At 61.0% G+C, this 26,211-nt stretch carries 22 protein-coding genes and 1 pseudogene; 12 read left to right on the top strand and 11 right to left on the bottom strand.

Annotated features, from left to right (window positions below; genetic code table 11):
• From FY112_RS19540 to FY112_RS19530, 3 genes and pseudogenes are all read right to left on the bottom strand, one after another.
• Positions 1-333 (bottom strand): annotated as a pseudogene (locus tag FY112_RS19540) (amidase); the annotation flags it as partial.
• Between the two features lie 445 nt (positions 334-778).
• Complete coding sequence (locus FY112_RS19535) at positions 779-1,294, bottom strand: MarR family winged helix-turn-helix transcriptional regulator (protein WP_151519077.1); 516 nt, start codon at positions 1,292-1,294, stop codon at positions 779-781.
• A gap of 128 nt (positions 1,295-1,422) precedes the next feature.
• A complete protein-coding gene (locus FY112_RS19530; protein WP_025394019.1) occupies positions 1,423-1,860 on the bottom strand; it encodes a DUF6163 family protein in 438 nt (145 codons plus the stop codon).
• Between the two features lie 233 nt (positions 1,861-2,093).
• Between FY112_RS19530 and hemB the strand changes: the two genes are divergently transcribed.
• The 6 genes from hemB (at position 2,094) to FY112_RS19500 (ending at position 6,201) form a co-directional block, all read left to right on the top strand.
• On the top strand, positions 2,094-3,107 hold the full coding sequence (gene hemB, locus FY112_RS19525; RefSeq protein WP_151519076.1) for a porphobilinogen synthase: 1,014 nt from the start codon (positions 2,094-2,096) through the stop codon (positions 3,105-3,107).
• A gap of 101 nt (positions 3,108-3,208) precedes the next feature.
• Positions 3,209-3,667: an RDD family protein gene (locus FY112_RS19520; RefSeq protein ID WP_003547150.1), complete on the top strand. Its 459-nt coding sequence runs from the start codon at positions 3,209-3,211 to the stop codon at positions 3,665-3,667.
• A gap of 193 nt (positions 3,668-3,860) precedes the next feature.
• Positions 3,861-4,637 carry an arginyltransferase gene (locus tag FY112_RS19515; protein ID WP_017959862.1) on the top strand — a complete coding sequence of 259 codons (777 nt, stop codon included), beginning with the start codon at positions 3,861-3,863 and terminating at the stop codon, positions 4,635-4,637.
• Positions 4,638-5,525: a DMT family transporter gene (locus tag FY112_RS19510; protein WP_151519075.1), complete on the top strand. Its 888-nt coding sequence runs from the start codon at positions 4,638-4,640 to the stop codon at positions 5,523-5,525.
• Between the two features lie 59 nt (positions 5,526-5,584).
• Positions 5,585-5,806: an AbrB/MazE/SpoVT family DNA-binding domain-containing protein gene (locus FY112_RS19505; protein ID WP_151519074.1), complete on the top strand. Its 222-nt coding sequence runs from the start codon at positions 5,585-5,587 to the stop codon at positions 5,804-5,806.
• Entirely contained in the window at positions 5,806-6,201 is a 396-nt protein-coding gene (locus tag FY112_RS19500) for a type II toxin-antitoxin system death-on-curing family toxin (RefSeq protein WP_151519073.1), read from the top strand. Before FY112_RS19505 ends, FY112_RS19500 begins: the two co-directional genes overlap by 1 nt.
• Here the strand turns inward: FY112_RS19500 and FY112_RS19495 are convergent.
• Positions 6,185-6,643, bottom strand: coding sequence for an SRPBCC domain-containing protein (locus tag FY112_RS19495; protein WP_151519072.1), 459 nt, complete (start codon positions 6,641-6,643; stop codon positions 6,185-6,187). The genes FY112_RS19500 and FY112_RS19495 overlap by 17 nt on opposite strands.
• Positions 6,644-6,966: 323 nt before the next feature.
• Complete coding sequence (parC, locus tag FY112_RS19490; protein WP_131708386.1) at positions 6,967-9,222, bottom strand: DNA topoisomerase IV subunit A; 2,256 nt, start codon at positions 9,220-9,222, stop codon at positions 6,967-6,969.
• A gap of 507 nt (positions 9,223-9,729) precedes the next feature.
• Here parC and FY112_RS19475 point away from each other — a divergent pair.
• Positions 9,730-10,917, top strand: a complete 1,188-nt coding sequence (locus FY112_RS19475) for a hypothetical protein (protein WP_131622354.1) — start codon at positions 9,730-9,732, stop codon at positions 10,915-10,917.
• A 59-nt stretch (positions 10,918-10,976) separates the two neighbouring features.
• On the opposite strand, the gene FY112_RS19470 is transcribed toward FY112_RS19475, so the two are convergent.
• Positions 10,977-11,618, bottom strand: coding sequence for a TetR/AcrR family transcriptional regulator (locus FY112_RS19470; protein WP_131622356.1), 642 nt, complete (start codon positions 11,616-11,618; stop codon positions 10,977-10,979).
• 66 nt (positions 11,619-11,684) lie between these two features.
• Here FY112_RS19470 and FY112_RS19465 point away from each other — a divergent pair, with 66 nt between their 5' ends.
• Positions 11,685-12,851, top strand: coding sequence for a serine hydrolase domain-containing protein (locus FY112_RS19465; RefSeq protein ID WP_131622358.1), 1,167 nt, complete (start codon positions 11,685-11,687; stop codon positions 12,849-12,851).
• A 63-nt stretch (positions 12,852-12,914) separates the two neighbouring features.
• On the opposite strand, the gene aspS is transcribed toward FY112_RS19465, so the two are convergent.
• Positions 12,915-14,705, bottom strand: a complete 1,791-nt coding sequence (gene aspS / locus FY112_RS19460) for an aspartate--tRNA ligase (protein WP_065282401.1) — start codon at positions 14,703-14,705, stop codon at positions 12,915-12,917.
• 255 nt (positions 14,706-14,960) lie between these two features.
• Between aspS and FY112_RS19450 the strand changes: the two genes are divergently transcribed.
• The 4 genes from FY112_RS19450 (at position 14,961) to FY112_RS19435 (ending at position 20,268) form a co-directional block, all read left to right on the top strand.
• Complete coding sequence (locus tag FY112_RS19450; RefSeq protein WP_131622360.1) at positions 14,961-16,352, top strand: multicopper oxidase family protein; 1,392 nt, start codon at positions 14,961-14,963, stop codon at positions 16,350-16,352.
• Between the two features lie 164 nt (positions 16,353-16,516).
• Positions 16,517-17,662 carry a ribonuclease D gene (rnd, locus tag FY112_RS19445; RefSeq protein ID WP_027665291.1) on the top strand — a complete coding sequence of 382 codons (1,146 nt, stop codon included), beginning with the start codon at positions 16,517-16,519 and terminating at the stop codon, positions 17,660-17,662.
• A gap of 79 nt (positions 17,663-17,741) precedes the next feature.
• Positions 17,742-18,803, top strand: coding sequence for an adenylate/guanylate cyclase domain-containing protein (locus FY112_RS19440; RefSeq protein ID WP_017959851.1), 1,062 nt, complete (start codon positions 17,742-17,744; stop codon positions 18,801-18,803).
• Positions 18,804-18,909: 106 nt separating this feature from the next.
• Positions 18,910-20,268, top strand: coding sequence for an esterase-like activity of phytase family protein (locus FY112_RS19435; protein WP_017959850.1), 1,359 nt, complete (start codon positions 18,910-18,912; stop codon positions 20,266-20,268).
• Between the two features lie 95 nt (positions 20,269-20,363).
• Here the strand turns inward: FY112_RS19435 and ppx are convergent, their stop codons facing one another.
• The 4 genes from ppx to FY112_RS19415 form a co-directional block, all read right to left on the bottom strand.
• The gene (gene ppx / locus FY112_RS19430) at positions 20,364-21,881 is read right to left on the bottom strand and encodes an exopolyphosphatase (RefSeq protein WP_017959849.1); all 1,518 of its coding nucleotides are present in this window, start codon (positions 21,879-21,881) and stop codon (positions 20,364-20,366) included.
• A 12-nt stretch (positions 21,882-21,893) separates the two neighbouring features.
• Positions 21,894-24,098, bottom strand: coding sequence for an RNA degradosome polyphosphate kinase (locus tag FY112_RS19425; RefSeq protein WP_151519071.1), 2,205 nt, complete (start codon positions 24,096-24,098; stop codon positions 21,894-21,896).
• Positions 24,099-24,164: 66 nt separating this feature from the next.
• Positions 24,165-24,878, bottom strand: a complete 714-nt coding sequence (hdaA, locus tag FY112_RS19420; protein ID WP_131622371.1) for a DnaA regulatory inactivator HdaA — start codon at positions 24,876-24,878, stop codon at positions 24,165-24,167.
• Positions 24,871-25,995, bottom strand: a complete 1,125-nt coding sequence (locus FY112_RS19415) for an AI-2E family transporter (protein ID WP_017959846.1) — start codon at positions 25,993-25,995, stop codon at positions 24,871-24,873. Before FY112_RS19415 ends, hdaA begins: the two co-directional genes overlap by 8 nt.
• Positions 25,996-26,211: the final 216 nt, after the last annotated feature.

Below are 26,211 nucleotides of genomic sequence, written 5' to 3'. Positions count from 1 at the left end.
GCTTACGCCGAGCTGCAGACGCTGATCACCGGGATTGACCTCAGGCCAGCCGCCGGCTGCGGCGATCTGCTGATACTGCATGATCGCCTGCTGGGCGCTTGCGACCGATTGGGGCCCGAGGATCGGCGTGTTGGAAACCATGGCGGTCGCCGTGCGCGACGCCGCCTTGGCGTCAAATTGGTCATCCCAGTTTCCGCGGCGCGGCGCATTGATCAGCGTATCGAGCGCCGATTGCGCGAATGCCGGCGCGGCAATCGCGCTGGCGCCAACCATTGCCGCGGACGCAAGGAAAGCGCGGCGCGAGAGAGCTTCAATTCCGTTTTTCTTCGACATAGTCCCAACCACTGAATGCCGCTATAAAAAGAATCTGCGGCCTTTTGCGATATCACTGCGCGTAAACGCAGATCCCAGTCCACTCGTTGTCCCGGCGCACCGAAAAATTCCGCTTGCCCCATCACAAGATTGCGATGCGGCAGCCTGAGCATTCCTGATCGGTCTATTGAAAGCGCCGGTTGTTAAGCCTTCCGCTGCCACACCAATATGGCCAATTCGTGTTGCCTGGCCGGAAGGCGGACTTGCCGACTGCCGGAAACAGGACGCAACGAACCATATGACGGGGTAAAGCGTGCCGGTTAATAACGGCTAAAAAACGGCTTAAATACCGGGCTTTGCGCTTGTCTGCCCCGCGTTGCAAAGATGCCACGCGAGAGCAAACGGCAAAATCGGACGTGCAGGGACACGTCCGATTTTCTGCAACCCTGGAAGGAGGTCAGGGGTCTCAGAGGCGATACAGGATCTGGTCGTTCCAGAAACGGTCCAGACGCTGGAGCAGCTTGTTCATCTGGGTGAACTCGTCGGTGCCGATGCCGCCGACCTTGTCGATCGAGGCGATGTGGCGTTCGTAGAGCTTGGCCACCGTTTCGGCGATGTCCTGGCCGGTTTCGGTCAGGCTGATGCGGACCGAGCGGCGGTCGATGCGCGAGCGCTGGTGGTTGATGAAACCGAGATCGACCAGCTTCTTGACGTTGTAGGAGACGTTGGAGCCGAGATAGTAGCCACGCGAGCGCAGTTCGCCGGCGGTCAGCTCGGAATTGCCGATGTTGAAAAGGAGCAGCGCCTGGATGGCGTTGACGTCGCTGCGACCCTGACGGTCGAATTCGTCCTTGATAACGTCGAGAAGACGACGGTGCAGACGTTCAACGAGATGAAGGGACTCCATGTAAAGATCACGGATGTCGTGGTCCTGCTGGTCACGGAAGGTCGATACCGACTGCGGCTTTATTTTCGTGTTCATATTGACTGCCTCACTGTTTGTTTGGCGGTGTGTTTTCTTCCCGCCTTGAGTGAGACCCTATCGAATACATATAAAATTCGACTTAAACCGCAGGCTTAACGGAGCCTTACCGGTAACTCCACGTTGTCTCAGGGTAAATCAACACTTACCTGGCGGCGATGCCGGCGCTTTTCCAGCCACAGCAGCAGGCGGAAAATCAAGTAGACCACCGCGACGATGACATGCAGCAGGATGATCAGCTGGTTGGGGCCGAAAATATCCGGCAGCAGGCCATACATGAGGATTTGTCCGCCGGCGGCCAGCACCCAGATGACCGGCCCCCAGGAGACGGTCAGCCAGAGGCCGAGGGAGGCAACGGGGAAGAGCACGGCGAGGCTGGTGCTCGCCACTTTCCATGGCAGGCTCAAAAGATCGAAGCGGCCGGCGCCAACCAGCGAATAGCCGACGAGCATCGCCCAATATTGCAAGCCGAACCAGAAGCAGGATAAGGCAACCAGTCTCAGGAAGAGAATGAAGAGGATATCCGCCAGTGTGCGTTTCGGTATCGTCGGGGATTCGGTTTCCATAGCGCAGACATCGGTTTGGGGTTGCATCTTCATAAGGAACGCCGCGTGTCTGACAAGACGCGCTGGAGAACGCTTTATCACTTTGAGTTTGCGCATACCCCCGAAAAATCGATTCCGATTATCGGCATCATGCGCCAGCGGTTCTTCCGCCGCGGCCAATCGTCCGGTTTGGATTTTCCAGGCGCCATGATAATGAGCGCTCCGATAAATGGAATGGGCCAGGGATAGATATCATGCAGGACAGGACTCATCTCGTCGACGAGATCACCGGCCATCGCCGCATGCGGCGCAACCGCAAGGCGGATTGGACACGCCGGCTGGTGCAGGAGAACCGGTTGACGGTCGATGACCTGATCTGGCCGATCTTCATCGTGCCGGGTTCAGGCATCGTCGATCCGATCCCGGCCATGCCCGGCGTCAACCGGATGAGCATCGACAAGGCCGTCGAGGCCGCGCGCGAAGCGGCCGGCCTCGGCATTCCGGCCCTTGCCACCTTTCCGAATATCGAGATGGAGCTGCGCGACGAGACCGGCTCGAACAGCCTCGAAGCCAACAACCTGATCAATCAGGCGACGGCGGCGATCAAGAAGGCGGTACCTAATATCGGCATCATTACCGATGTCGCGCTCGATCCCTTCACCAGCCACGGCCATGACGGCATTCTCAGAGGCGGCGAGATCGTCAATGACGAGACGGTCGACCAGGTGGCGCGCGCCGCCGTGATGCAGGCAGATGCCGGCGCCGACATCATCGCGCCGTCGGAAATGATGGACGGGCGCATCGGCGCGATCCGCATGGCGCTTGATGCGGCCGGCCACCAGAGCGTCGGCATCATGAGCTATGCGACGAAATTCGCCTCCGCCTTCTACGGTCCCTATCGCGAGGCGATCTCGACGGGCGGGCTGCTGAAAGGCGACAAGAAGACCTATTATATCGATCCCGCCAACGGCACCGAGGCGATCCGCGACGCTGCCCTCGACGTCGAGGAAGGCGCCGACATGCTGATGGTCAAGCCCGGCCTGCCCTATCTCGATATCTGCTGGCGGATGAAGGAGGCCTTTGGCCTGCCGACCTTCGCCTATCAGGTGTCCGGCGAATATACACAGATCAAGGCGGCGGCGATGAACGGCTGGATCGATGGCGAGCGGGCGATGCTCGAAACGCTGCTGTCGTTCAAGCGGGCGGGATGCGACGGTGTCCTCACCTATTTCGCGGTCGAAGTGGCGAAAATTCTCGCAAAGCGGTGATTGGGCGGAACCGGCCCAAAATCATCCGAATCTAGAGCAAATATTGCATTTTGCCCTGCCGATACCATATCAGCGGCATCGTTTTTCCGCAGGAGATTGAGATGAGCTACAACCCCAATCCGCTTTATGCCGCACCGGAGGACTGGCGCGCCTATAGCGGCGTGTTGAGCCGCCGGGTCTTCGCCTTCATCCTCGACTACGTCATCGTGGCGCTGCTCTGCATTCCCGCGGCGATCGTGCTGTTCTTCCTGTCGATCGTCACGCTGGGGCTCGGCTTCTTTCTCTACCCTGCCCTCTTCGTCATCGTCGCCGGCATTTACTTTGGCCTGACGGTGGGCGGGCCGAGCCAGGCCTCGCTCGGTATGCGGGCCATGGGGATCGCAATCGTGCGCGTCGACGGACGGCCGATGGATTTCATGACAGCGATCGTGCATCTGGCTCTGTTCTGGATCCTCAACTCGGTGCTGACGCCGCTCATTCTGCTTGCCGGCCTGTTCATCGAACGCAGCCGTCTCGTTCACGACCTGCTTGTGGGCACGGCGACGGTGCGCACGGCCTGAGACCCTAACTGCGAACCCGGGCGGAGACCAAATAAAGTCTCCGCCTTCCCTTTGCCGGCACGCCCCAGCGCTCCATATCTAAAATTAGAAGACTGATATGAAGGGCGAAACGCGCCCCGCTGTTGACGTTTTTTATTCTTAGGTCATGCTGTCAGGAAACGGCACGGTCTCGACAAGGAAATTTCCGCGACAAATGAATACGCAGACGACGCCATCCCCGCAGTTTTATCTGACGGCTCCGGCTGCGTGTCCGTACCTGCCGCATGAGATGGAGCGAAAGGTGTTCACCCATCTGGTCGGCCCGCGCGCCGCCGAGATGAACGACATCCTGACGCAAGGCGGTTTCCGCCGCTCGCAGAACATCGCTTATCGCCCGGCCTGCGAATCCTGTCGCGCCTGCGTTTCCGTGCGAATTCTCGCCCAGGAATTCGAGCCGACCAAATCGATGAAGCGGGTGCTTGCCGCAAATTCCGACGTCATCGCTACCGAATTCGCGGCCCAGCCCTCCAGCGAGCAATATTCACTCTTTCGACGCTATCTCGATTTTCGCCACCAGCAGGGCGGCATGTCTGACATGACCGTGCTCGACTATGCAATCATGGTGGAAGACACGCATGTGAATACGAGGATCATCGAATATCGCCTGCGTGAGGAAGGCTCAGGACTGGAGCAGCGCCCGAAAGGCGAACTGCTTGGCGCTGCGCTGACCGACACGATGAGCGATGGGCTGTCGATGGTTTATTCCTATTTCAATCCGGCGCTTGAGCGGCGTTCGCTCGGCACCTTCATGATTCTCGATCATGTCAGGCGCACGAAAGCGTTGGGACTGCCGCATGTCTACCTCGGCTACTGGGTTCAAGGGTCGCGGAAAATGGACTACAAGACGCGCTTCCAGCCGCAGGAACATCTGACCCCGCGCGGGTGGGAACGCTTCGATCCCTCGTCCATGCCCGAGAGCACCCACGACTGAATGTTCCCCACCGCTCTTTCCGACCATCGGAAGGGCCTGCTGCTGACGGCGATCGGCGGGCTGGCGCTTTCCGTGGATATCCCGCTGATGAGGCTCGCCGACGGCGAGCTGTGGTCGATCCTGGCCGCGAGAAGCATCGCGACCCTTGGCGTGACGCTTCTGGTCGCCACAGTGCTCAGGATCGCCAATGGGCGCTGGCCGCTGCTTGTGCCGGGCTGGCCGGGCCTGGTCACCGGTCTGCTTTACGGCCTGACGACGGTGGTCTTTCTTCTTGCCGTTTTCAACACGTCGACGGCCAATGTCGTTTTCATCATCGCCTTCAATCCGATGTTCGCCGCCCTTCTTTCCTGGATTTTCCTCAAGGAGCGGCCGGCGCTAGCAACGCTGATCGCCATGGCGGCGATGATCTTCGGCGTCGGTCTGATCGTGCGGGATGGGCTTTCGGGCGGCCATCTCTTCGGTGATATCATGGCGCTGCTGACCGCCTTCATCATTGCCGCCGCCATCACCGTCAGCCGCGCCTCGCGCCGGGAGACGGGCTTCGTCTCGCTGCTTTCGACGGTGCTGCCGGCGGCGGTCGGCCTGATCTCGGTCATACCGGCAGGCGGTTTTTCGATCGAGCATCCCGCCTGGATCCTCTTCAACGGCGCAGTGATGATGCCGCTTGCCTTCTGGTGTCTGGCGACCGGGCCGCGTTACCTCTCCGCGCCGGAGGTCGGCATGTTCTATCTGCTCGAAACCGTGCTCGCGCCGATCTGGGTGTGGCTGATCTTTGCGGAAACGCCGGCGCCAATGACGCTGGTCGGCGGCGGCATCCTGGTGGCGGCGATCGCAGCCCATTCCGTCTGGATCGTGCGGAGGAAAAGCATCGTTCAAATGGCAGGCTAGGACGTCCTCGCCTGCTCTACCTCATGTTATAACTCCGTTACCACACAGAGGATGAAGCGATGAACGTCACAATCCGCAAGATCGGCAATTCCGAGGGTATTATCATTCCCAAGGAAGTTCTCGACCGCCTTGGATTGAAGGCTGGCGATTCACTGGAGTTGCAGATCGAAAACGGCGGCATCACTTTGAAGCCGGCCGATGAGGATTTGTCTCGTCAGCTCGAAGCGGCGCGATATTTCATGGACAAGTATAAGGTCGCTTTGAAAAAGCTGGCCGAATAATGGCCTTCAAATTCCTGACCAGACCGCTGGTGGAGAGCCTGCAGAAAATGCAGATCGAGCGCTTCGGCGGTCTCACAGGACTGCGTGACGAAGGCGCTCTGGAATCGGCTCTCGGCCGGCCTGTACACAAGGCAAATTACGGCTGCGACGGCGTCATCGAATTCGCCGCCGCCTATCTTTTTGGTCTTGCCCGCAACCGTGCATTCGTCGACGGCAACAAGCGGATCGCGATCGTAACCGCCGCTGTGTTCCTTCTCGAAAATGGCTACGAGATCGAAACGACCGATGCCAATCTCTACGCTTTCGTTCTTGCGGTAGCCGCCGGCGAGATCGACGAAGAAGGCGCGACCCGCTTCCTGCGGGATTTCAGCCTACCGCTCAGCCCGTCGCCTTGAGCTGCTGCTGCTCCAGTTCCCTGCCAAGCCCCTCGACCACATGCGCCCAGCCTTGCCGGGTCTTTTCCTCGTGTTCGGCCCATTCCGCGCACATTTCATGGGTCAGCGTCAGGCGGCTGCCGCCGCCCAGAGGCTCGATGTTGATCTCGACGCGGTCGCAATTGTGGTCGTGCTCCTCGACGGAAAAGCTGAAGACCATGCGTTGCGGGCGCTTCAGTTCCAGGAAGACGCCCTGGTGGAATGCGTCGCCGGTCGGGCGGCGGTCGACGACGAAGAAACGGCCGCCGACATGCGGATCGATATCGGCGCGGATGACGTGACCGTCATCGGTCGCAAACAGGAAGCGGCGGGCGATTTCGGGGTTGAGCCAGGCGTCGTAGACGACGGCGGGCGGCATCCTATAGGTGTGGCTGACATGCAGTTTGATGGTGCTGGCGGGCATCGATTTTCCTCCGGTAACGGCGCGCACACTCCTCCCGTGCGCGGCCTGCGGCCATTCCGTCCGCCTCCGGAGCCGGCCTGCTCATATTTTTGCTAACAGGATTGAGATAGAGGAATTGTCGCGCCCGCCAAGAGTCGGGCGCGGAATTTACTGCATCTAAGTTTTACAATGCCCCTTGCGCGTCTGAAAAGACGCGCGGCGCTGTCGTGCCTCAGAGCATGATGCCGAAAAGTGTGAGCGGTTTTCGGACGACATCATGCTCAACTATTTAAATTAGAACAGGATTCAGATTTTAGGCCGAACAGGCCCAAAATCATCCTGTTCTAGCCGGCGAATTTGCCGCTGCGCGGGAAGCCCTTCGGCACTGTGCGGCCGGCGGTGGCGCGATCGGCCAGCCATTCGGCAAGCTCGTCCTTGTTCTTCGTGAAGGTGCGGCCGGCGCTGTCTTCCCAGATGAGGCCGTCCGATATTGCGAAGCAGCGGACGTCGGAAATGCCGCCATCCTTGTAACGCTGCAGACGCACGCCCTTGCCGCGCGACATTTCCGGCACCTGCGCCAGCGGAAAGACCAGCAGCTTGCGGTTTTCGCCGACGACGGCGACATGGTCGCCGCTGACGGGCACGAGCAGCTGCGTTTCCTCGGGCAGCCCGACATTCATGATCTGCTTGCCCTTGCGGGTATTGGCGACCAGCTCGGCTTCGGGAACGACGAAGCCGTTGCCGGCGGTCGAGACGATCAGCTGCTTGCGCGAGGGATCATGGACGAAAGCGGTCAGAACCGCCTGGTCGTTATCCATATCGACGATGATGCGCAGCGGCTCGCCATGACCGCGACCGCCCGGCAGCTTGTCGCCGCCGAGGGTGAAGGCCTTGCCGCCTGTGGTGAGGATCAGGATCTTGTCCGTGGTCTGCGCCGGGAAGGCGATCTTCAAGCCGTCGCCTTCCTTGAAAGTCAGCGTCGCCGTATCGGCGATATGGCCCTTCAGCGCGCGGATCCAGCCCTTTTCGGAAATGACGACGGTGATCGGTTCCTTCTCGATCATCGCCTGCTGGATCGCTTCCTCGTCGGTCTCGGGCGCGTCGGCAAACTGGGTGCGGCGGCGGCCGATCTCGGTCGCCTTGGCGAATTTCTTCTTCACTTCGCCGATTTCCCAGGCGACCGTCTGCCACTGCTTGTCGTCGGAGGAAAGCAGCGTCTCGATCTCGCCCTTTTCCTTGGTGAGTTCGTCGAATTCCTTGCGGATCTCGAACTCTTCCAGCTTGCGCAAGGCGCGCAACCGCATATTGAGGATCGCCTCGACCTGATTGTCGGTGAGATCCCAGCGCGCCATCATGACCGGCTTCGGCTCGTCCTCCTCGCGGATGATACGGATGACCTCATCGATGTTGAGGTAGGCGACCAGCAGGCCACTGAGGATTTCGAGGCGCCTGTCGATCGCCGCCAGGCGGAAGCGCGAGCGGCGCTGCAGAACTTCGCGGCGGTGGTCCAGCCACTCCTTCAACACCTCGTTCAGCGCCATGACCCGCGGGATGCGGCCCATGGAGAGCACGTTCATGTTGAGCGGGAAGCGGCTTTCGAGCTCCGTCAGCTTGAACATCGATTCCATCAGGATCGTCGGATCGACGCTGCGGGTCTTCGGCACCAGCACGACACGAATGTCTTCGGCCGATTCGTCGCGGATATCTTCCAGCAGCGGCAGCTTGCGGGCGATCAGCAGCTCGGCGATCTTCTCGATCAGCCGCGATTTCTGCACCTGGAAGGGAATTTCGGTGATGATGATCTGGTAACCGCCGCGGCCAAGATCTTCCGTCTGCCATTTCGCCCGCACGCGGAAACCGCCGCGGCCGGTGCGGTAGCTCTCGATGATGCTTTCGCGGTTGTCGATGATGATGCCGCCGGTGGGGAAATCCGGGCCGGGAATGAATTCGACGAGCTTTTCGACGGTCGCATCTGGATGTTTGATCAGATGCAGGGCGGCATCGCAAAGCTCGTGGGCATTGTGCGACGGGATCGAGGTCGCCATGCCGACGGCGATGCCGGAGGAGCCGTTGGCGAGCAGGTTCGGGAAGGCGCCGGGGAGGACGACCGGCTCGGAATTCGATTCGTCGTAAGTGTCGCGGAAATCGACGGCATCCTGATCGATGCCTTCGAGCAGCAGTTCGGAGACCGCCGTCATCTTCGATTCGGTGTAACGCATGGCGGCGGGGCTATCGCCGTCGATATTGCCGAAATTACCCTGGCCGTTGACCAGCGTGTAGCGCTGCGAGAAATCCTGGGCGAGACGGGCAAGCGCATCGTAAATCGACTGGTCGCCGTGCGGATGGTAGTTACCCATCACTTCGCCGACGATCTTGGCGCATTTTCTGAAGGCCGAGTTCGGCCTCAGCCCCATCTCGTTCATCGCATAAACGATGCGGCGATGGACAGGCTTCAGCCCGTCGCGCACGTCAGGCAGGGCGCGGTGCATGATGGTCGACAACGCATAGGCAAGGTAACGCTGCTCGAGCGCCGCCTTGAGGTCGACCGGCTGGATGTGATCGTCGTCTCCGCCTGAAGGCGGCAAAATCTCTTGTCCCATAGGTTCTGACTAGAGCCTTTCCTGAACAGATTGCAGCATTCTGCCGGAGCAGATTTTCGTCAGGGCAGAGGCGATTGGCGAAGGGCATACCTCTTGGTACGTCCGAGCCGATCGCCTCTGATCCTGGCGCAAAGATGCCCGGCCCTTCGGGTTGGCTGAAACGGGCCGGCTGATCGACCGGCCGGCTTGGCCGTAGAGCTTGGCTACGACGCGCGCCGGCCGGTCGACCATCCGACTCCGTTTGAGCCAACAGAATTGCTTCAATCTGACCAGGAAAGGCTCTAACTCAGAAGAGGCCGGCGGGCAAGGAATCGGGGCCATTGCAGCTGTGGATGAAGTCTTCGGACCGACATCAAAGGATGAGACAAACGCTCCGCCGCAATTTGGACTTCGTTTGCCGTTCCTCTCAACAAAAATTTAGCGGTCGGCAAATATAAAGCAGGCCTAATCCGTAGTAGCGTCACTGCAGATTTCCAACCGCCACCACGCCACCAGAGGAATCACCCCATGAACTTTTACCGGACAACGCGGCTGATGCTGTCGAGCGCAGCCTTTCTCTCGCTCGCCGGCTCGGCTTTCGCTCTCGACGGCGCCGATCTGCTGAAGAAGCTCAATGCCGCCTATGCCGCACAAGGCGGAACGATTTCGGCTGACAGCGTCGATATCGACGGCACGACTGCGACGCTGAAGAATGTCAGCGTCAAATCGGCCGGCGGCGAAAGCCTGGCCGTCGGCGAAGTCACCCTTTCCGGCGTCGAAGAAGACGAGGATGGCGGCTATTACATCGAAGAGGCCGCCTTCCCTGATATCAACACCACGAAAGACGGCGTCACGGTCACGGCGCAGGAGCTGACGCTCGGCGGCATCTCGATCCCGGCAACGCCGGGCGGCGACACGCTCGATACCATGATGCTCTACGAAACTGCCCATACCGGCCCGCTGAAGGTGGTCAAGGATGGGGCGGAATTGTTCTCGGTGCTTGAAAGCGACGTCAACCTGACGCTGCGCGAAGACGAATCCGGCTTCGATTTCGACGGCGCCTTCAAAAGCATGAAGGCCGATCTCAGCAAGTCTGAGGATCCGCAGAGCAAGGACGCGATCGAGAAGCTGGCCCTGCAGCACATCCAGGGCGACATCACCATGAAGGGCGCCTGGGAACTGGCTCCCGGCACGATCGATATTTCGGAATTCGCCTTTGACTTCACCAACATCGGCAAGCTGAACCTTGGCTTCAAGATCTCGGGCTACACGATGCCCTTCGTGAAGTCGCTGCAGGATGCGATGAAGCAATCCGAAGCCAACCCGAACAAGGAAGAATCGCAGCAGGCGCTCGGTCTTGCCATGCTTGGCCTGATGCAGCAGCTGTCCTTCGAGGCCGCGCAGGTGCGCTTCGAAGATGCCTCGATCACCAAGCGCGCGCTCGATTATGCCGGTTCGCAGCAGAACATGTCGGGCAAGCAGATGGCGGATTCGCTGAAGGCGATGACGCCGATCATGCTGGCGCAGCTCAATATCCCGGAACTGCAAAACGCCGTTTCGGCTGCCGTCAACACCTTCCTCGACGATCCGAAAAGCCTGACCGTCAAGGCCGCTCCTGAAAAGCCGGTTCCGTTCCCGACGATCGTGGGTGCTGCCATGGGCGCTCCGAACACCCTGCCGCAAGTGCTTGGCGTCAAGGTTACCGCCAACGACTGATTGCTTCGATCTCGCGACGAAAAGGCCCGGCAGTTCGGTACTGCCGGGCCTTTTCGTTTTCAGGCGCGGTGGCGGCCGACCTCGGCGATGGCGAGGACTGCGATATCAAGCAATTCCTCCAGCGATGCGCCGTCCCTCGCCTGCACCGACATGCCCTGGATGATGGCGCCGAGGAACCGTGCCAGCGCGCGGGGGTTCGTCTCTGGCTTCATGTCGCCCTCGCGGATGCCACGCTCGATCCTCGCCGTGAAAGCGTCCAGCGACCGACGGCGCATCGCTGCGACATGGTCGGCGATCACGGCGTTCTCGCTGGCGCAGTTCAGCACGGCCGTCGAGATCATGCAGCCTTTCGGATGCTCCGGTGCCGAGAAAATTGCAGCCGAGCCCCGCAATATGCGCTCGAAGGCGGAGACGGTGTCGATCGGCTCGCCGAGCGCGGAAAACGTATTGGAGCCCAGCCCTCGGTATTGCTCCAGCGCGGCGCGGTAAAGATCGGCCTTCGAGTTGAAGGCGGCATAGAGGCTTTGCGGCGTGATGCCCATGGCGGCGGTGAGATCGGCGATCGAGGCGCCCTCATATCCATGCGCCCAGAAGGTCTCGCGCGCCGCCGACAGCACGGTCTCGCGGTCGAAGGCCGGCGGACGGCCGCGGCGGCGGGCGGTAGAATTTTCCACGTCTCGTCTATTTTTCACAATGATCACTCTAGAAATTCGAAACGACCTTCTATATTCAGGAACGGTCATTGTGATTATAGAAGGTTTAATCTGATGAGTCTTCCCCTTGAAATGGCAGACGCCGACAGGAATTCATCGCTGACAGCAGCGGTCGATGCGGCCATCACAAGCGCGCTCGACGACAAACGGCTTGTGGGAACGGTGGTGTTCGTCGCCCGCGACGGAGAGATCGTCCATCGCCGTGCCGCCGGTCTTGCCGACCGCGAGAACGGTCTGGCAATGCACGAGAACACTATCTTCCGGCTTGCCTCCATCACCAAGCCGATCGTCACCATCACCGCGATGCGGCTCGTCGAGCAGGGAAGAATCGGGCTCGACGACCCGGTGACGAGATGGCTGCCGGACTTCCGGCCGAGGCTGCCTGACGGCGGCGAAGCAACCATTCGCATCCGCCACCTGCTGACCCATACGTCCGGCCTCAGCTACAGCTTCTTCGAAGAGGACGATGCCTATGCCCGCGCCGGCGTTTCCGACGGCCTCGCTGAACCCGGACTGCCGCTGGCCGAGAACCTGCGGCGGATCGCCAGCGCACCGCTGCGCTTCGCGCCGGGCAGCGACTGGCAATATTCCGTCGCCATGGATGTTCTGGGCGGCGTCATCGAGGTGGAAACCGGCGTGCCGCTGGGCGAGGCCATCGCTGATCTGGTGACGAACCCACTCGGACTTGCCGATACCGCGTTTTCGGTTCGCGACCGCAGCCGGCTGGCAGCGGCCTATATGGACGCTTCACCGGAACCGGCGCTGATGGGCGAGACTGCGGTGGTGATGTCGCTGATGGGTCCGATCCGCTTCGTGCCGAACCGCATCTTCGACCCCGCCTCCTATCATTCCGGCGGCGCCGGCATGGCGGGAACGGCGGGTGATATCCTGGCCATACTCGAAACCATCCGTAGGGGTGGCGCACCACTGCTCTCGACCGAAAGCGTAAGGATGATGATGACTGACCAGGCGGCCGGCCACCGCCAGCAGCACGAGCCCGGCTCCGGCTTTGGCTTCGGCTGGTCAGTCATCACCAATCCGGCCGAGGCAGGCGTCCCCTTCCCCAAGGGCACGCTGAAGTGGGGCGGCGTCTACGGCCATAGCTGGTTCATCGACCCGGTCAACGGGTTGACCGTCGTTGCACTGACCAACACGACGCTGGAGGGCATGTGGGGCAAGTTCACAGTCGATCTTCGCGAGTCGATCTACTCGGCATTGTGAGCGACCGGACCAACAGAAAAGCCCGGCGATTTGCCGGGCTTTTGCATTTGGGATCAGACGATCTCAGTCTTTCTTGACCGGCGGGATCGGCCGGATCGAGAGTTCGCGCAGCTGCGTCGGCGCTGCCGGGCTCGGCGCACCCATCAGCAGGTCCTGGGCCTGCTGGTTCATCGGGAACAGCGAGATTTCGCGCAGGTTCTTCGCGCCGACGAGCAGCATGACGATACGGTCGATGCCGAAGGCGGCGCCACCATGCGGGGGCGCGCCGTACTGGAAGGCGCGGTAGAGGCCGCCGAAACGGTCTTCGACATCCTGCTGGCTGAGGCCGACCTTCTCGAAGGCGGCGACCATGGTTTCCGGCGACTGGTTGCGGATCGAGCCCGAGGCGATTTCGAAGCCGTTGCAAACGGCGTCATACTGGAACGCCTTGATGGTCAGCGGATCCTGGTTCTGAAGCGCATCGAGGCCGCCCTGCGGCATCGAGAACGGGTTGTGGGCGAAATCGACCTTCTTTTCTTCCTCGCTCCATTCGAAGAACGGGAAGTCGACGATCCAGCAGAGTTCGAAACGGTCGCGATCGACAAGGTTCAGCTCTTCGCCGGCCTTGGTGCGGGCTTCACCGGCAAACTTGTAGAACTTCGCCGGATCGCCGGCAACGAAGAAGCAGGCGTCACCGTCATCGAGGCCGAGCTGGGTACGGATCGCGTCGGTGCGCTCCTCGCCGATGTTCTTTGCAAGCGGGCCGGCGCCCTCGAGCTTGTCACCTTCCTTGCGCCAGAAGATGTAGCCGAGGCCAGGCTGACCGGTCGACTGCGCCCAGGCATTCATGCGATCGCAGAACGCTCTTGAACCGCCGGTCTTGGCCGGAATAGCCCAGATCTCGACCTTCGGGTTGGAGGCGATCATGCCCGCGAAAACCTTGAAGCCCGAGCCGGCAAAATGCTCGGTCACGGCCTGCATGACGATCGGGTTGCGCAGATCGGGCTTGTCGGAGCCATATTTGCGGATCGCCTCATCATAGGGGATGCGCGGCCATTCCTTGGTGACCGGCTTGCCTTCGGCGAATTCCTCGAAGATCGAGGTCATCAGCGGGCCCATCGTGTTCCAGACGTCTTCCTGGGTGACGAAGCTCATTTCGAGGTCGAGCTGGTAGAATTCGCCCGGCAGGCGGTCGGCGCGCGGGTCTTCGTCGCGGAAGCACGGCGCGATCTGGAAATAGCGGTCAAAACCCGCCACCATCAGCAGCTGCTTGTACTGCTGTGGCGCCTGCGGCAGCGCGTAGAAGGTGCCGGGATGGATGCGCGACGGCACGAGGAAGTCGCGCGCGCCTTCCGGCGAGGAGGCCGTCAGGATCGGCGTCGTATATTCGGTGAAGCCGACATTGCCCATTTCGCGGCGCATGGCCGAGATGACCTGGGTGCGCTTGACGATGTTCCGGTGCAGCGTTTCGCGGCGAAGATCGAGGAAACGATACTTCAGGCGGACGTCTTCGGGATAGTCCGGTTCGCCGAAGACCGGCAGCGGCAATTCCTTGGCGGCGGAGAGGACTTCGATCTCCTGTGCGTAGAGCTCGATCTCGCCAGTCGCCATGGTCTTGTTGACGGTATCTTCGGTGCGCGCCTTGACGAGGCCGTCGATGCGGATGACCCATTCACCGCGCACGGTTTCCGCCATCTTGAAGGCCGGGCTATCGGGATCGGCAACGACCTGGGTGATGCCGTAGTGGTCGCGAAGATCGATGAACAGCACGCCGCCATGATCTCTGACACGATGGACCCAGCCGGAGATACGGACGGTCGAGCCGACATCCGACTTGCGGAGGGCGGCGCATGTGTGGCTGCGATAGCGATGCATGATCTCAAATCCTGGCATGTGGCTTAAGACGGCAGCAAGGGTTCCAAGACCCTCAAGCGCCGACAAGAAAATCGGGCGGAAAAGCGCATGGACGCTCCGATTTGTCAAGGCTTGGCGCGCGCGGCCGAGCGTTTGACACGCGTTTGTGGCGAGGCTGCGACCGGTATGCTGCGGCAGTTTGGCTACGCTTCCTGTATTGATGAAGATGCTGGTCAACTTTAAAAGGATCGGCATTTCTCACCGTGGAGCATCCGCATGCCTCTCCTTAACCGACGCAACCTCTTGAAGGCATCCGCTGTGGCGGGTGCCTATGGCGTCGGCATCGGCATTGCCGGTAAATTCGGATTTGCCGCGGCGGCTCCCGAACCGCAGCTGCTGACGGCGGTGAAGACCGAAGCCATGCTGACCGAGGCGGGACCGACCAAGGATATCATGAGCTGGGGCCATGACGGCATGCCGCCGATTCTCAGGATGAGGAAGGGGCGACCCTATGCGGCGCGGCTGAAAAACGGTCTCGACGAGCCGACGACGATCCACTGGCACGGGCTTCGCATCGACAACCGCATGGACGGCGTGCCGTTCATGACGCAGCCCTACGTCTATACCGGCGACAGCTTCGACTATTCCTTCACGCCGCCCGATGCCGGCACATTCTGGTATCATCCGCATTGCAACACGCTGACGCAGATGGGGCACGGCATGACCGGCGTCATCGTCGTCGAAGATCCGGCCGATCCGGAATTCGATGCGGAGGTGGTGCTGAACCTGCGCGACTGGCGGCTCGGCGGCAACGGACAATTCATTGCCCCTTTCCGGCCGCGCGACGCTGCCAAGACCGGCACCTACGGCACGGTGCGGACCGCCAACTGGCATCAGGAGCCGCGATATGACGCGCCGGCCGGCGGGCTAGTTCGGCTACGCATTGCGGTCACCGACGTGACGCGGATCTTCTCGCTGAAGATGGAAGGCGCCGAGGCCACCGTGATTGCGATCGACGGCAATCCGGTGCCGAAGCGTTTTTCCCTCGACCTCCTGCAGATCGGACCGGGTCAACGGCTCGATCTTGCCGTGCGAATGCCAGATGATGAAGGCGCGGTCGCGACGCTCGAGGATATCCGCGGCACGGCGCCGAAGACGATCGCCAGCCTGCGCGCGGTCGGGTCATCGTTGAAGCGCGCCATCGGCGATCTCGGACCGCTTGTCGACAATCCCGTCCAGAAGGCCGATCTTTCCGTCGCCGAGCAGATACCCCTAGTGCTGAGCGCAACTGCCGAGAATGCCGCCGTCGAAAGCATCTGCGGCACGCTCGGTTACAGTTTCTGGGCCATCAACAAGGTGCCGTGGCCAGGCGACACGCCCGATCCGACGGCGCCGCTTGCGGAATTGAAGCTCGGCAAGAGCTATGTCTTCAATCTGGAGAATACCACGCCGCATACGCATCCGATCCATCTGCACGGGATGAGCTTCACGGTGATCTCCTCCTCGACGCGGGAGGTGATGCCGCTGGTATCCGACACCTATCTCATTCAGCCGGACGAGAAGGTGCAGCTTGCCTTCGTCGCCGATAATCCCGGTGACTGGCTGCTGCATTGCCATATCATCGAGCACCAGAAGACGGGCATGACGAGTTATCTCAGGGTCAGCTGAGGATTCCTGCACTTTCACCGCGATTGCCGCCATGCATCGCGCCGTGCCTCAGTTTGGACGTGATTCTTAGCCAGCAATGCTCGAAGCGTATGCTGTTGTATTGACATATCGAACCGAAAGGAGAAGGAAGGTTTAACCGACCTTTTCCTTGCGAATGAATTGATATGATCGAAACCACCGCCGATTTGGCGGCCGCCTGCAAAGAGCTGGCCAAGTCCGACTTCATCACCATCGACACCGAATTTCTGCGCGAAACGACCTTCTGGCCGGAGCTCTGCCTGATCCAGATGGCAAGCCCGACGACGGAGGTTCTCGTCGATCCGCTAGCCAAGGGCATCGATCTCGCCCCCTTCTTCGAGCTGATGGCCGATACGAAGGTGCTGAAGGTCTTTCATGCGGCGCGCCAGGACATCGAAATCATCTTCAATCGCGGCAATCTCATTCCGCATCCGATCTTCGACACGCAGGTCGCCGCAATGGTCTGCGGCTTCGGCGACAGCGTCTCCTATGACCAGTTGGTCAGCCGCATCAAGAACGTCCATATCGACAAGTCGTCGCGCTTCACCGACTGGAGCCGCCGGCCGCTCTCGGACAAACAGCTGGATTATGCGCTGGCCGACGTCACCCACCTGCGCGACGTCTACCTGTCGCTGAAGGCGGAACTCGAACGCGAAGGCCGCACCTCCTGGCTCTCCGAGGAAATGGACGTTCTCGAGTCGCGCGAAACCTACGACATGCATCCAGACGATGCGTGGCAGCGGCTGAAGATGCGCCTGCGCAAGCCGCAGGAGCTGGCGATCCTGAAATATGTCGCCGCCTGGCGCGAACGCGAGGCACGCGCCCGCAACGTGCCGCGTTCGCGGGTGCTGAAGGATGATGCGATCTACGAGATCGCCCAGCAGCAGCCCAAGGATACCGAGGCGCTCGGCCGTCTGCGCACCATTCCGAAGGGTTGGGAGCGCTCAACTTCCGGCGCCGCGGTTATCGAGGCCGTCAACACCGCTCTTGCTCTTCCGAAGGCCGATATGCCGCATGTGCCACGCCAGGCGCAGGCGCCCGAAGGGGCCGCTGCTGCCGTTGAATTGTTGAAGGTTCTGCTGAAGCTGATTTCGGAAAAACACGGCGTGGCGCCGAAGGTGATCGCCAATAGCGAAGATCTCGACAGGATCGCCGCCGAGGGCGAGAAGGCCGAAGTCGCTGCCCTGCACGGCTGGCGGCGCGATCTTTTCGGCGAGCCGGCACTGCAACTGATCCAGGGCGCGATCGCTCTGCGCTTCGTCGACCGGAAGGTCGAAACCGTCAGCCTCTGAGATCCCTATTCGAATTCGCTTGACGGTTTTTTCCGGCCTGAAACAATGGCGGGAAGAAACATCACGGCGCAGAGGCGGCATGCGGGAAATATCTCCGACACAGAATTGGATCCTGATCACGATCGTCCTTGCGGCCAGCGGCGTCATCTATGATCTGATGTTCTATTCCAATCAGACGCCGATCGTCGGGGCGATCTTCGCGCTCTTCATCGGCATGCCGATCCTCGCCTTCGAGCGCAAGGTGCTGTTTCGAGCACTCTACAGGCGCATCCAGAAGCTGCCGACTTTCGCCTTCATCATCACTGAGCTGCTGATCTACGAAATCCTGATGAGCATCGGCTTTGCCTGCGCCGGCCTGCTGCTTTGGTGGCTCGGCATGGTGAAGCCGGTGTCGCTCCTCGACCTCGTCATCATGCCGTTCGAGGTCTTCCTCTATGCGCTTGCGGTCTGCACGATGCTGATCTTCGTCTTGCGCGTGCGGGAACTGCTTGGTCGTGAAGTTTTCCTCAGCATGCTCATCAGCCGCTACCGCAATCCGGTCAGGGAAGAGCGCGTCTTCCTGTTCATCGACCTCGTCGATTCGACGGCTTTTGCCGAAAAGCACGGCGACCTCAGGGCGCAAGAACTGCTGAGCTCGCTGTTTGCGACCTTCGCCGAGCCCGTCAGGCGTCACAAGGGCATGATCAACGACTATGTCGGCGATGCTGCGATCATCACCTGGCCACTTGCCCGCGGCGTCAAGGATGCGCGTTGCGTGCGCTGCATCTTCGATATTCTCGCCGATATCGACGCCAATGCCGCCGGCTGGCGAAAGAATTACGGGCAGGTGCCGAAGCTCCGCGCCGCCCTCCACGGCGGCGAGATCATCACCGCCGAAATCGGCGTCGACCATCACAAGATCAGCTATTTCGGCGATACGGTGAACACCACCGCCCGGCTGGAGACGCTCTGCCGCAGTCTGAACCGATCGGTGCTGATCTCCAGCGAGCTTGCCAGGCGCATGAAATTTCCCGACGACATATCCTGCGAGGATCTCGGCACCCATGCCGTCAAGGGGCGCGGCCAGGCACTGGGCGTCATGGCACTTTCCTCGCGCGCGGTCACCGTCCTGAACACGCCGGCGGTCATTCTGCACGGCTGAGCACCGTCTGACCTTCACGTCACCAAAGCTTCATCCAGCCGTCAATTCGCTGACATTAAAGCCCTGTTAAGCGGAAGGCCTTTGCAATCCGCTCCACGGGGATATTATGAAGAACGTCCTTTTTGCTTCCGTATCGCTTTTTATCCTGGTCGCGGGCTCTGCTTCGGCCGACCAGCAGCAGTTCCCAGCCAAGCTCGCCGGCCAGGCGATCCTGCCTGCCAACACCATGGTTCCGGCACCGGCCGACGCCCCCGAATTCCTCAAGCATTCCGGCAAGTTTACGACGCCGGACCGCAAGCGCACCGAAGCGCTCGGCACCGTTCCCGGCAAGGACGGCGCCCGCATCACCGATCTGAAGCTTCCTTTCGACGGCCAGCCGATCCAGGGTTTCTCCGGCGTCAAGACGATGCCCGACGGCACCTTCTGGACGCTCTCCGACAACGGTTTCGGCTCGAAGTCTAACTCGTCGGACTCCATGCTCTTCCTGCACCAGATGAAGTTCGACTGGGCCGGCAACAAGGCTGAAGTCGTCAAGAACCTCTTCCTCTCCGACCCCAACAAGATCGCCCCGTTCCCGATCGTGCTTGAAGGCACCGACACGCGTTATCTCACCGGCGCCGACTTCGATATCGAATCGATCCAGCCGGTTGCCGACGGCTTCTGGATCGGCGACGAATTCGGTCCCTACATCCTGAAGTTCGACACGTCAGGCCGCCTCACCGACGTCATCCCGACGACGCTCGACGGTAAACCGGTGCTTTCGCCCGACAATCCGCTTCTCTCGGTTCCGGCCAACCCGGCTGCGAAGATGCCGGTCTTCAATCTGAAGCGCTCCGGCGGCTTCGAAGGCCTCGCCATGTCGAAGGACGGCGCCAAGCTCTACGGCCTGCTCGAGGGCGCCATCTACAAGGATGACGGCACGGTGGAAACGGTCGACGGCCACACCGCCATCCGCGTCATCGAATTCGATGTCGCTTCGAAGAAGTGGACCGGCCGCAGCTGGCTCTATCCGTTCGAGGACAAGGGCGTGTCGATCGGCGACTTCAACATGCTCGACGACACGACCGCTCTCGTCATCGAGCGCGACAACGGCGCTGGCACGACGGACAAGGCCTGCGCCGACCCGAAACAGCCGAAGCCGGATTGCTTCGAAGCTCCGGCCGTGCTGAAGCGCGTCTACAAGATCGAGTTCAACGATGCCAATGTCGGCAAGGCTGTCCGCAAGATCGGCTATATCGACCTCATGAACATCCAGGACCCCGACAACAAGAAGAAGGCCGGCAGCAAGGACGGCGTCTACGACATGCCGTTCGTGACGATCGAAAACGTCGACCGCGTCGACGCCACGCACATCATCATCGGCAACGACAACAACCTGCCCTTCTCGGCCGGCCGCGCCGTCGACAAGGCCGACAATAACGAGTTCAGCCTGCTCGAAGTCGGCGAGTTCCTGAACGCGAAGTAGTTTGGGGTTCTGCTACGGAATACGGAGGGCGGCGCGAAGGTGCCGCCTTTTGTTTTGTGGTGATTCGAGATTTGGCGTTGTGCCGCAAATCAGACCTACTCGAACCGAAACGCCAACCGTTTGTTCGTCAGCCTCGACAGCTGCTGCAGGCGGCCGTCCAGGCGTTCGCCGGCGAAGTCGCGATATTCGGGAGGCACGACGAATTCGAGGTCGAGGTCCGGGCTCGAGGATTTGCGGAAGGTCAGGTTTTTGACGATGCCGGGCATCGAGGCCGAGAACAGGTAGACGACGCGCAGCATGCCGCCGAGCAGCTTGGCGCGCTCGATGAGCTGCGGCGTGGCGATCTGCGCCAGCGGGCCGGTGGCGCCGTCGTCATGCAGGCCTTCGAAACGGTAATAGTTGGAAAGCGCGATGAAAGCGCGGCCGGGATGACTGATGCCGACGAAGGAAGAGTGGGCGATGACGTTCAGCGCCTGCAGGCCGCGATAGTCAGGATGGGCGCGCCAGCTGATATCGGCCAGCAGACAGGCGGCCTGACGGTAGCGGCTTTCCTCGTCGGTTTCCTGGATGCCGAAAAGGGGCATCATGCGGCCGGTCCATTCCGCCAGCTCGCGGGCATGCTCCGGCGAACGGGCACGCAGGATCGCCAGTTCGCCGGCCGCGGCAAGCAGCGGATCCAGGCGGCGTTCGGACTCCGACAACAGCGAATAAAGATATCCCTCGCGCACACCCTGCGCCGAGAAGGAAATCACCGACGGCTTCATCGCGCTCAGCACTTCCTTCATGGCGATGGCGCCGAAGGGCAGCAGCGAACGACGGTGCTTGGAAACAACCTGCAGCGCCGGCTCCCTGGAATCGCGCGCGGTCAGCTGTTCGAGGAACAGCATCATCGCTTCGAAAGACACCTCATAACCCTGCATCATATGCAGCGGATAATGGGTGATTTCCATGTGCAGCTTGGCGATGTTTCGCCAGGTGCCGCCGACGGCGTAGAAGGTGCGGCCCTCGCCTTTCGACAACAGCTTTGCCGTCTTCAACTGCTTGCGGGCAAAGGTCTGGGCCTTGGAGAGCGAACCGCCGGCATATTCCGACAGGCGCAGGCCGCCGAGCGGCAGCGTGATGCCCTTGCCGAACTCCTTACCCTTGATATCGATCAGTTCCAGCGAGCCGCCGCCGAGATCGCCGGCAATGCCGTCAGGATTGTAGAAACCGCTGATGATGCCGAGCGAAGCGAATTTTGCCTCCTCCTCGCCCGAGAGGACGCGGACCTTGCGGTTAAGGATGGTTTCTGCCTGGTGGATGAAATCGGGACCGTTGCTTGCCTCGCGCGCGGCCGCCGTCGCCAGCACATACATGGTGGCAGCGCGCGCTTGGTCGGACAGGGCTTTGAAACGGTGCAGCGCCGCCAGAGCCCGACCGACGCTGTCTTCATCCATCTTGCCGGTAAGGGCGACGCCCTTGCCGAGGCCGCAGAGGACCTTTTCATTGAAGAGGACGGTCGGCGAACGGGACATGCCTTCGTAGACGACAAGACGAATGGAATTCGATCCAATATCGACGACGGAGACCGGGGCGATCCCCGGAAGGCGCCCCTGGGCTTCAGATTCAACCATTTAGGTCCAGTATTACTTGTTGTTGCGGCCTTCGAGCAGGCCGGCGATCAGCTTCGGCGCACTGGACTTCAGAGCTTCACCACGGCCCGACAGGCTCGGATTGGTCATGAAATACTGCTGCGCATTGAACGGTTCTTCGCCCCTGCGCACTTCCATGCGACGCGACGTACCGTCGGGCAATATCTCGTAGCTTTGTTGATTGTCAATCACGTTGCCAAGCATAATCTGTGACAAGACCTGCTCGTGAACGGTGGGATTCGTCAGCGGAACCATCGTTTCGACGCGGCGATCGAGGTTTCTCGGCATCATGTCGGCCGAGCCGATGTAAACCAGCGCCTTGTCGGACGGCAGGCCGTGGCCGTTGCCGAAGCAGAAGATGCGGCTGTGCTCGAGGAAGCGGCCGACGATCGACTTGACGCGGATCTTTTCCGAAAGACCGGGCACCTGCGGACGCAGGCAGCAGATGCCGCGCACGACAAGATCGATCTCGACGCCGGCATGGCTGGCGCGATAGAGCGCGTCGATGATGTCGGGATCGACAAGCGAATTCATCTTCATCCAGATCGCCGCCGGCGCGCCGTTCCTGGCGTGCTGGACCTCTTCCTCGATGTGACGCAGGATGCGCGAGCGCATCGTATAGGGCGAGATCGCGAGTTGCATGCCCTGTTCGGGCTCGCCGTAGCCGGTGATGAAGTTGAAGATGTTCGCCATGTCGTGGGCGATGACGGGATTGCAGGTGAAGTAAGAAAGATCGGTGTAGATCTTTGCGGTGATCGGGTGATAGTTGCCGGTGCCGAGATGGCAATAGGTGCGCAGCTTGCCATCCTCGCGACGGACAACCAGCGACATCTTGGCGTGGGTCTTGAGCTCGATGAAGCCGAAGACGACCTGGACACCGGCGCGCTCGAGGTCGCGCGCCCAGCGGATGTTTGCCTCTTCGTCGAAGCGGGCCTTGAGCTCGACCAGCGCCGTCACCGACTTGCCGGCTTCGGCGGCATCGATCAGCGCGCGAACGATCGGGCTGTCGTTGGAGGTGCGGTAAAGCGTCTGCTTTATCGCCAGGACGTCAGGATCGCGCGCAGCCTGGAGAAGAAACTGGACCACCACGTCGAAAGATTCGTAGGGGTGATGGACGACCATGTCCTTTTCGCGGATGGCGGCGAAGCAGTCGCCGGCGTGCTCGCGGACGCGCTCGGGAAATCGCGCATTGTAGGGGGCAAAACGCAGGTCGTCGCGCGGCGCCTTGGTGATTTCCGATAGCGTGTTCAGCGCCAGAAGACCCGGCAGAACGGCGACGCGGTTATCGGGGATGCTCAGCGCCTGGACGACGAACTGACGCAGCGAGGCCGGCATTTCCGAGTCGGTCTCGATGCGGATGACCTTGCCGCGGCGGCGACGCTTCAGCGCCGTTTCGAAAAAGCGGACGAGATCCTCGGCCTCTTCCTCGACTTCGATATCGCTGTCGCGGATGACGCGGAACGTACCGGAGCCCTGCACCTCGTAACCCGGGTAGAGCCGATGGATGAAGATGTTGGCGACATCTTCCAGCGTGATGTAGCGGATTGTGTTTCCATCATCCGGCAGGCGGACGAAGCGGTCGAGCGCCACCGGCAGGCGCAGCAGCGCCGTCATCGGCTCGCGGCCGTTCTTGCTGACGAGCTGCAGACCGATCGAAAAGCCGAGATTCGGAATGAAGGGGAACGGGTGGGCGGGATCGATCGACAGCGGCGTCAGCACCGGGAAGATCGCCTGTTCGAATTCGGCGGCCAGCCACTGGCGGTCGCCCTCGCTCAGGGCGCCGGGGCGCACGATCAGGATGTCTTCCTTGGCGAGATATTGTTGCAGCACGGCGAGCGAGGCCTGCTGCTCCATCTGCAGATGGTCGATCTCGTGCAGGATCGAATCGAGCTGCTCGGCCGGCGTCTTGCCGTCCGGGCTGCGGATGGCGATGTTCTGGCGTACCTGGCCTTCGAGGCCGGCGACACGCACCATGAAGAACTCGTCGAGGTTAGCGGCCGAGATCGACAGGAAGCGGACACGCTCGAGCAGCGGATGCTCGGTATTCAAAGTTTCTTCCAGGACACGGCGGTTGAACTGCAGCCAGGAGAATTCTCGGTTGATGAAGCGCTCGGGGCTCTTGAGCAGCTCTTCCAGCGGGGGGGGGTTGTCGTTGATTTCCGGAGTGAGTTCCTGATGTTCTGCGACTGCGCTATCCATGGTCCGCTTACCCCGTTTTCAATCGCCAAAGGCAATTATATCAGTTTGACGACGGAACTGTGACAGTCAATCGGCCGGTTCCGAATTTCCCAATTCATTCAATACTTCGGCAGCAAGAGACCGGGTAATTTTCGTGCCCCGCGACAGGGCCAGCCGGTCAAGCCTTTCGACGATTGTCTGGGCCGCGTTCAGCGACCGCTCCATCCGGTTCACGATATAAAGCACGAGTTTGTCATCTATATAAAGCTGCCGGTCGGCGAAGAGCTTGACGATCACCTGCGACAACAGTGCCTCGTCGGGTTCGCCGATCTCGACGACGGTCGCCGCTTTCAGGCGCGAGCGCAAATCGGGCAGCGAAACCGGCCACGACATCGGCCAGAGACGGCTGGTGATCAACAGGCTGGTGCCGTTTTCGCGGACGCTGTTGATGACGTGAAAGAGCGCATTGTCGTCGAAGCCGAGGCGGTCGGCGTCCTCGAACAGCACCGGGCCGGCGGCAGCGGCAACCGCCGCGTCCGAGCCAGGCTCGGGGTGGATGTCGACGGCGCCGCTCAATTCCCGCCAGATGCGGGCGAGATGCGATTTTCCCGAGCCGACGGGGCCGGCGAGCACGACCACCGGCGATGGCCATGCCGGCCAGGCATCGACGATCGAAACGGCGGCGGCGAGCCGCTCCGAGATCAGGAGGTCGTCGCGCCCGCTTGCGGCATCGTGCGAGAAGACCAGCGGCAGCTGCTCTCCGGCCTTGCGCTTCGGATCAGCGTTTTTCACGTCATTCATTGGGAACTGATTTCGTCTTCCGGGCACTGCCACTCGGCGACCCGCCAAAATAAAGATCACTCTGAAGGTAGCGTGAAAGTGCGAAACGAACAAGGACGCCGACGGCCGCGGCCGCCGGCACGGCGACCAGAAGCCCGACGAAACCGAAGAGCGCGCCGAAGGCAAAGAGCGCAAACATCAGCCAGACCGGATGCAGGCCAACGCTGGAGCCGACGAGCTTCGGCTGCAGAATGTTGCCTTCGAGGAACTGACCGCTGAAGAAAACGACGAGCACCAGGCCGATCCACGGATAATCCGGCCAGAACTGCACAAGCGCGACGCCGACCGCCAGCACGAGACCAACCATCGAGCCGACATAGGGAATGAAGCTGATCATGCCGGCGAAGAGGCCGATCAGCAGGCCGAAATTCAGCCCCACGAGAGAGAGGCCGACGGCATAATAAATGCCGAGGATGAGGCAGAGCGAGCCCTGGCCGCGGATGAAACCGGCGATTGCCTGGTCGATCTCCTTGGCGATCTGGCGGACATCGCTGACATAATCGCGCGGGATCCACTGATCGACCTTGGCAACCATGCGGTCCCAATCAAGCAGGATGTAAAAGGCAACGACGGGGGTGACGACGAGCAGCGATATGACGTCGACGATCGCCTTGCCTGAATTCCAGATCTGCGCAAAGAGCCCGGTGAGGAAGCCCATGCCCTCCGACAGGATGCCCGAGAGATTGTCCTTGATCGTGCCCACTTGGTTCTCAACCCAGTCCGGCAGCAGCGAATTCTGCGCCTGCGCGATGAACTGCTGTAATTGGCTGATATAACCCGGCAGACGTTGAGCGAAGTCGTTGAACTGGCTGATCAGCACCGGAATGAGGATCATCAGCGCCAGCGCGAAGACGATCACGAAAGCGACGAGAATGCCGATAGTCGCCATCATGCGGCTCAGTCCCAGCCGCTGCAGCCTGTCTGCCACCGGATCGAGGAAATAGGCGATCGCCATGCCGGCGACGAAGGGCAGCAGGATCGAGCTGAAGACGTAGAGAAAGACGATGAAGAAGACGAGAACCACCAGCCAGAAGAAAATCTGACGTTTGAGACTGTTGCCGCTGACTTGCTGTGGCATTGCTTCCCCGCTGATCGCTCGCCGCCGTCTGACGCCGCATCCGATCCGAAGCGGCCATTGAGCACATAGGATGCAGGCGCAAAGATGGTCAACCCTGTCGCGCAGAATCCCGGAAAGGCCGGAAGAAGACGCGGGAAATTGGGGGCTTTCGCCATGCAGCGCTTGCATAAAAGCCCCTGTCATGCAATTGCGACCGGCAGATGACGCGGCACGTTT

Origin of the sequence: Rhizobium sp. PEPV16, from assembly GCF_008919455.1 — a bacterium.
Taxonomy (GTDB): Bacteria; Pseudomonadota; Alphaproteobacteria; order Rhizobiales; family Rhizobiaceae; genus Rhizobium; species Rhizobium leguminosarum_Q.
Note: the sequence above shows the minus strand (reverse complement) of the source record. Positions and strands in the feature narration are given on the sequence as shown.

Bases quoted from the DNA above. Each gene is read 5' to 3' on its own strand.
- FY112_RS19515 (WP_017959862.1), top strand. From the start codon at position 3,861: ATGAATACGCAGACGACGCCATCCCCGCAGTTTTATCTGACGGCTCCG.
- FY112_RS19440 (WP_017959851.1), top strand. From the start codon at position 17,742: ATGCGGGAAATATCTCCGACACAGAATTGGATCCTGATCACGATCGTC.
- FY112_RS19475 (WP_131622354.1), top strand. From the start codon at position 9,730: ATGAACTTTTACCGGACAACGCGGCTGATGCTGTCGAGCGCAGCCTTT.
- rnd (WP_027665291.1), top strand. From the start codon at position 16,517: ATGATCGAAACCACCGCCGATTTGGCGGCCGCCTGCAAAGAGCTGGCC.
- FY112_RS19450 (WP_131622360.1), top strand. From the start codon at position 14,961: ATGCCTCTCCTTAACCGACGCAACCTCTTGAAGGCATCCGCTGTGGCG.
- FY112_RS19465 (WP_131622358.1), top strand. From the start codon at position 11,685: ATGAGTCTTCCCCTTGAAATGGCAGACGCCGACAGGAATTCATCGCTG.
- FY112_RS19520 (WP_003547150.1), top strand. From the start codon at position 3,209: ATGAGCTACAACCCCAATCCGCTTTATGCCGCACCGGAGGACTGGCGC.
- FY112_RS19435 (WP_017959850.1), top strand. From the start codon at position 18,910: ATGAAGAACGTCCTTTTTGCTTCCGTATCGCTTTTTATCCTGGTCGCG.
- ppx (WP_017959849.1), bottom strand. From the start codon at position 21,881: ATGGTTGAATCTGAAGCCCAGGGGCGCCTTCCGGGGATCGCCCCGGTC.
- FY112_RS19530 (WP_025394019.1), bottom strand. From the start codon at position 1,860: ATGGAAACCGAATCCCCGACGATACCGAAACGCACACTGGCGGATATC.
- hemB (WP_151519076.1), top strand. From the start codon at position 2,094: ATGCAGGACAGGACTCATCTCGTCGACGAGATCACCGGCCATCGCCGC.
- FY112_RS19505 (WP_151519074.1), top strand. From the start codon at position 5,585: ATGAACGTCACAATCCGCAAGATCGGCAATTCCGAGGGTATTATCATT.
- FY112_RS19510 (WP_151519075.1), top strand. From the start codon at position 4,638: ATGTTCCCCACCGCTCTTTCCGACCATCGGAAGGGCCTGCTGCTGACG.
- hdaA (WP_131622371.1), bottom strand. From the start codon at position 24,878: ATGAATGACGTGAAAAACGCTGATCCGAAGCGCAAGGCCGGAGAGCAG.
- parC (WP_131708386.1), bottom strand. From the start codon at position 9,222: ATGGGACAAGAGATTTTGCCGCCTTCAGGCGGAGACGACGATCACATC.
- FY112_RS19425 (WP_151519071.1), bottom strand. From the start codon at position 24,098: ATGGATAGCGCAGTCGCAGAACATCAGGAACTCACTCCGGAAATCAAC.
- FY112_RS19500 (WP_151519073.1), top strand. From the start codon at position 5,806: ATGGCCTTCAAATTCCTGACCAGACCGCTGGTGGAGAGCCTGCAGAAA.
- aspS (WP_065282401.1), bottom strand. From the start codon at position 14,705: ATGCATCGCTATCGCAGCCACACATGCGCCGCCCTCCGCAAGTCGGAT.
- FY112_RS19415 (WP_017959846.1), bottom strand. From the start codon at position 25,995: ATGCCACAGCAAGTCAGCGGCAACAGTCTCAAACGTCAGATTTTCTTC.
- FY112_RS19535 (WP_151519077.1), bottom strand. From the start codon at position 1,294: ATGAACACGAAAATAAAGCCGCAGTCGGTATCGACCTTCCGTGACCAG.
- FY112_RS19495 (WP_151519072.1), bottom strand. From the start codon at position 6,643: ATGCCCGCCAGCACCATCAAACTGCATGTCAGCCACACCTATAGGATG.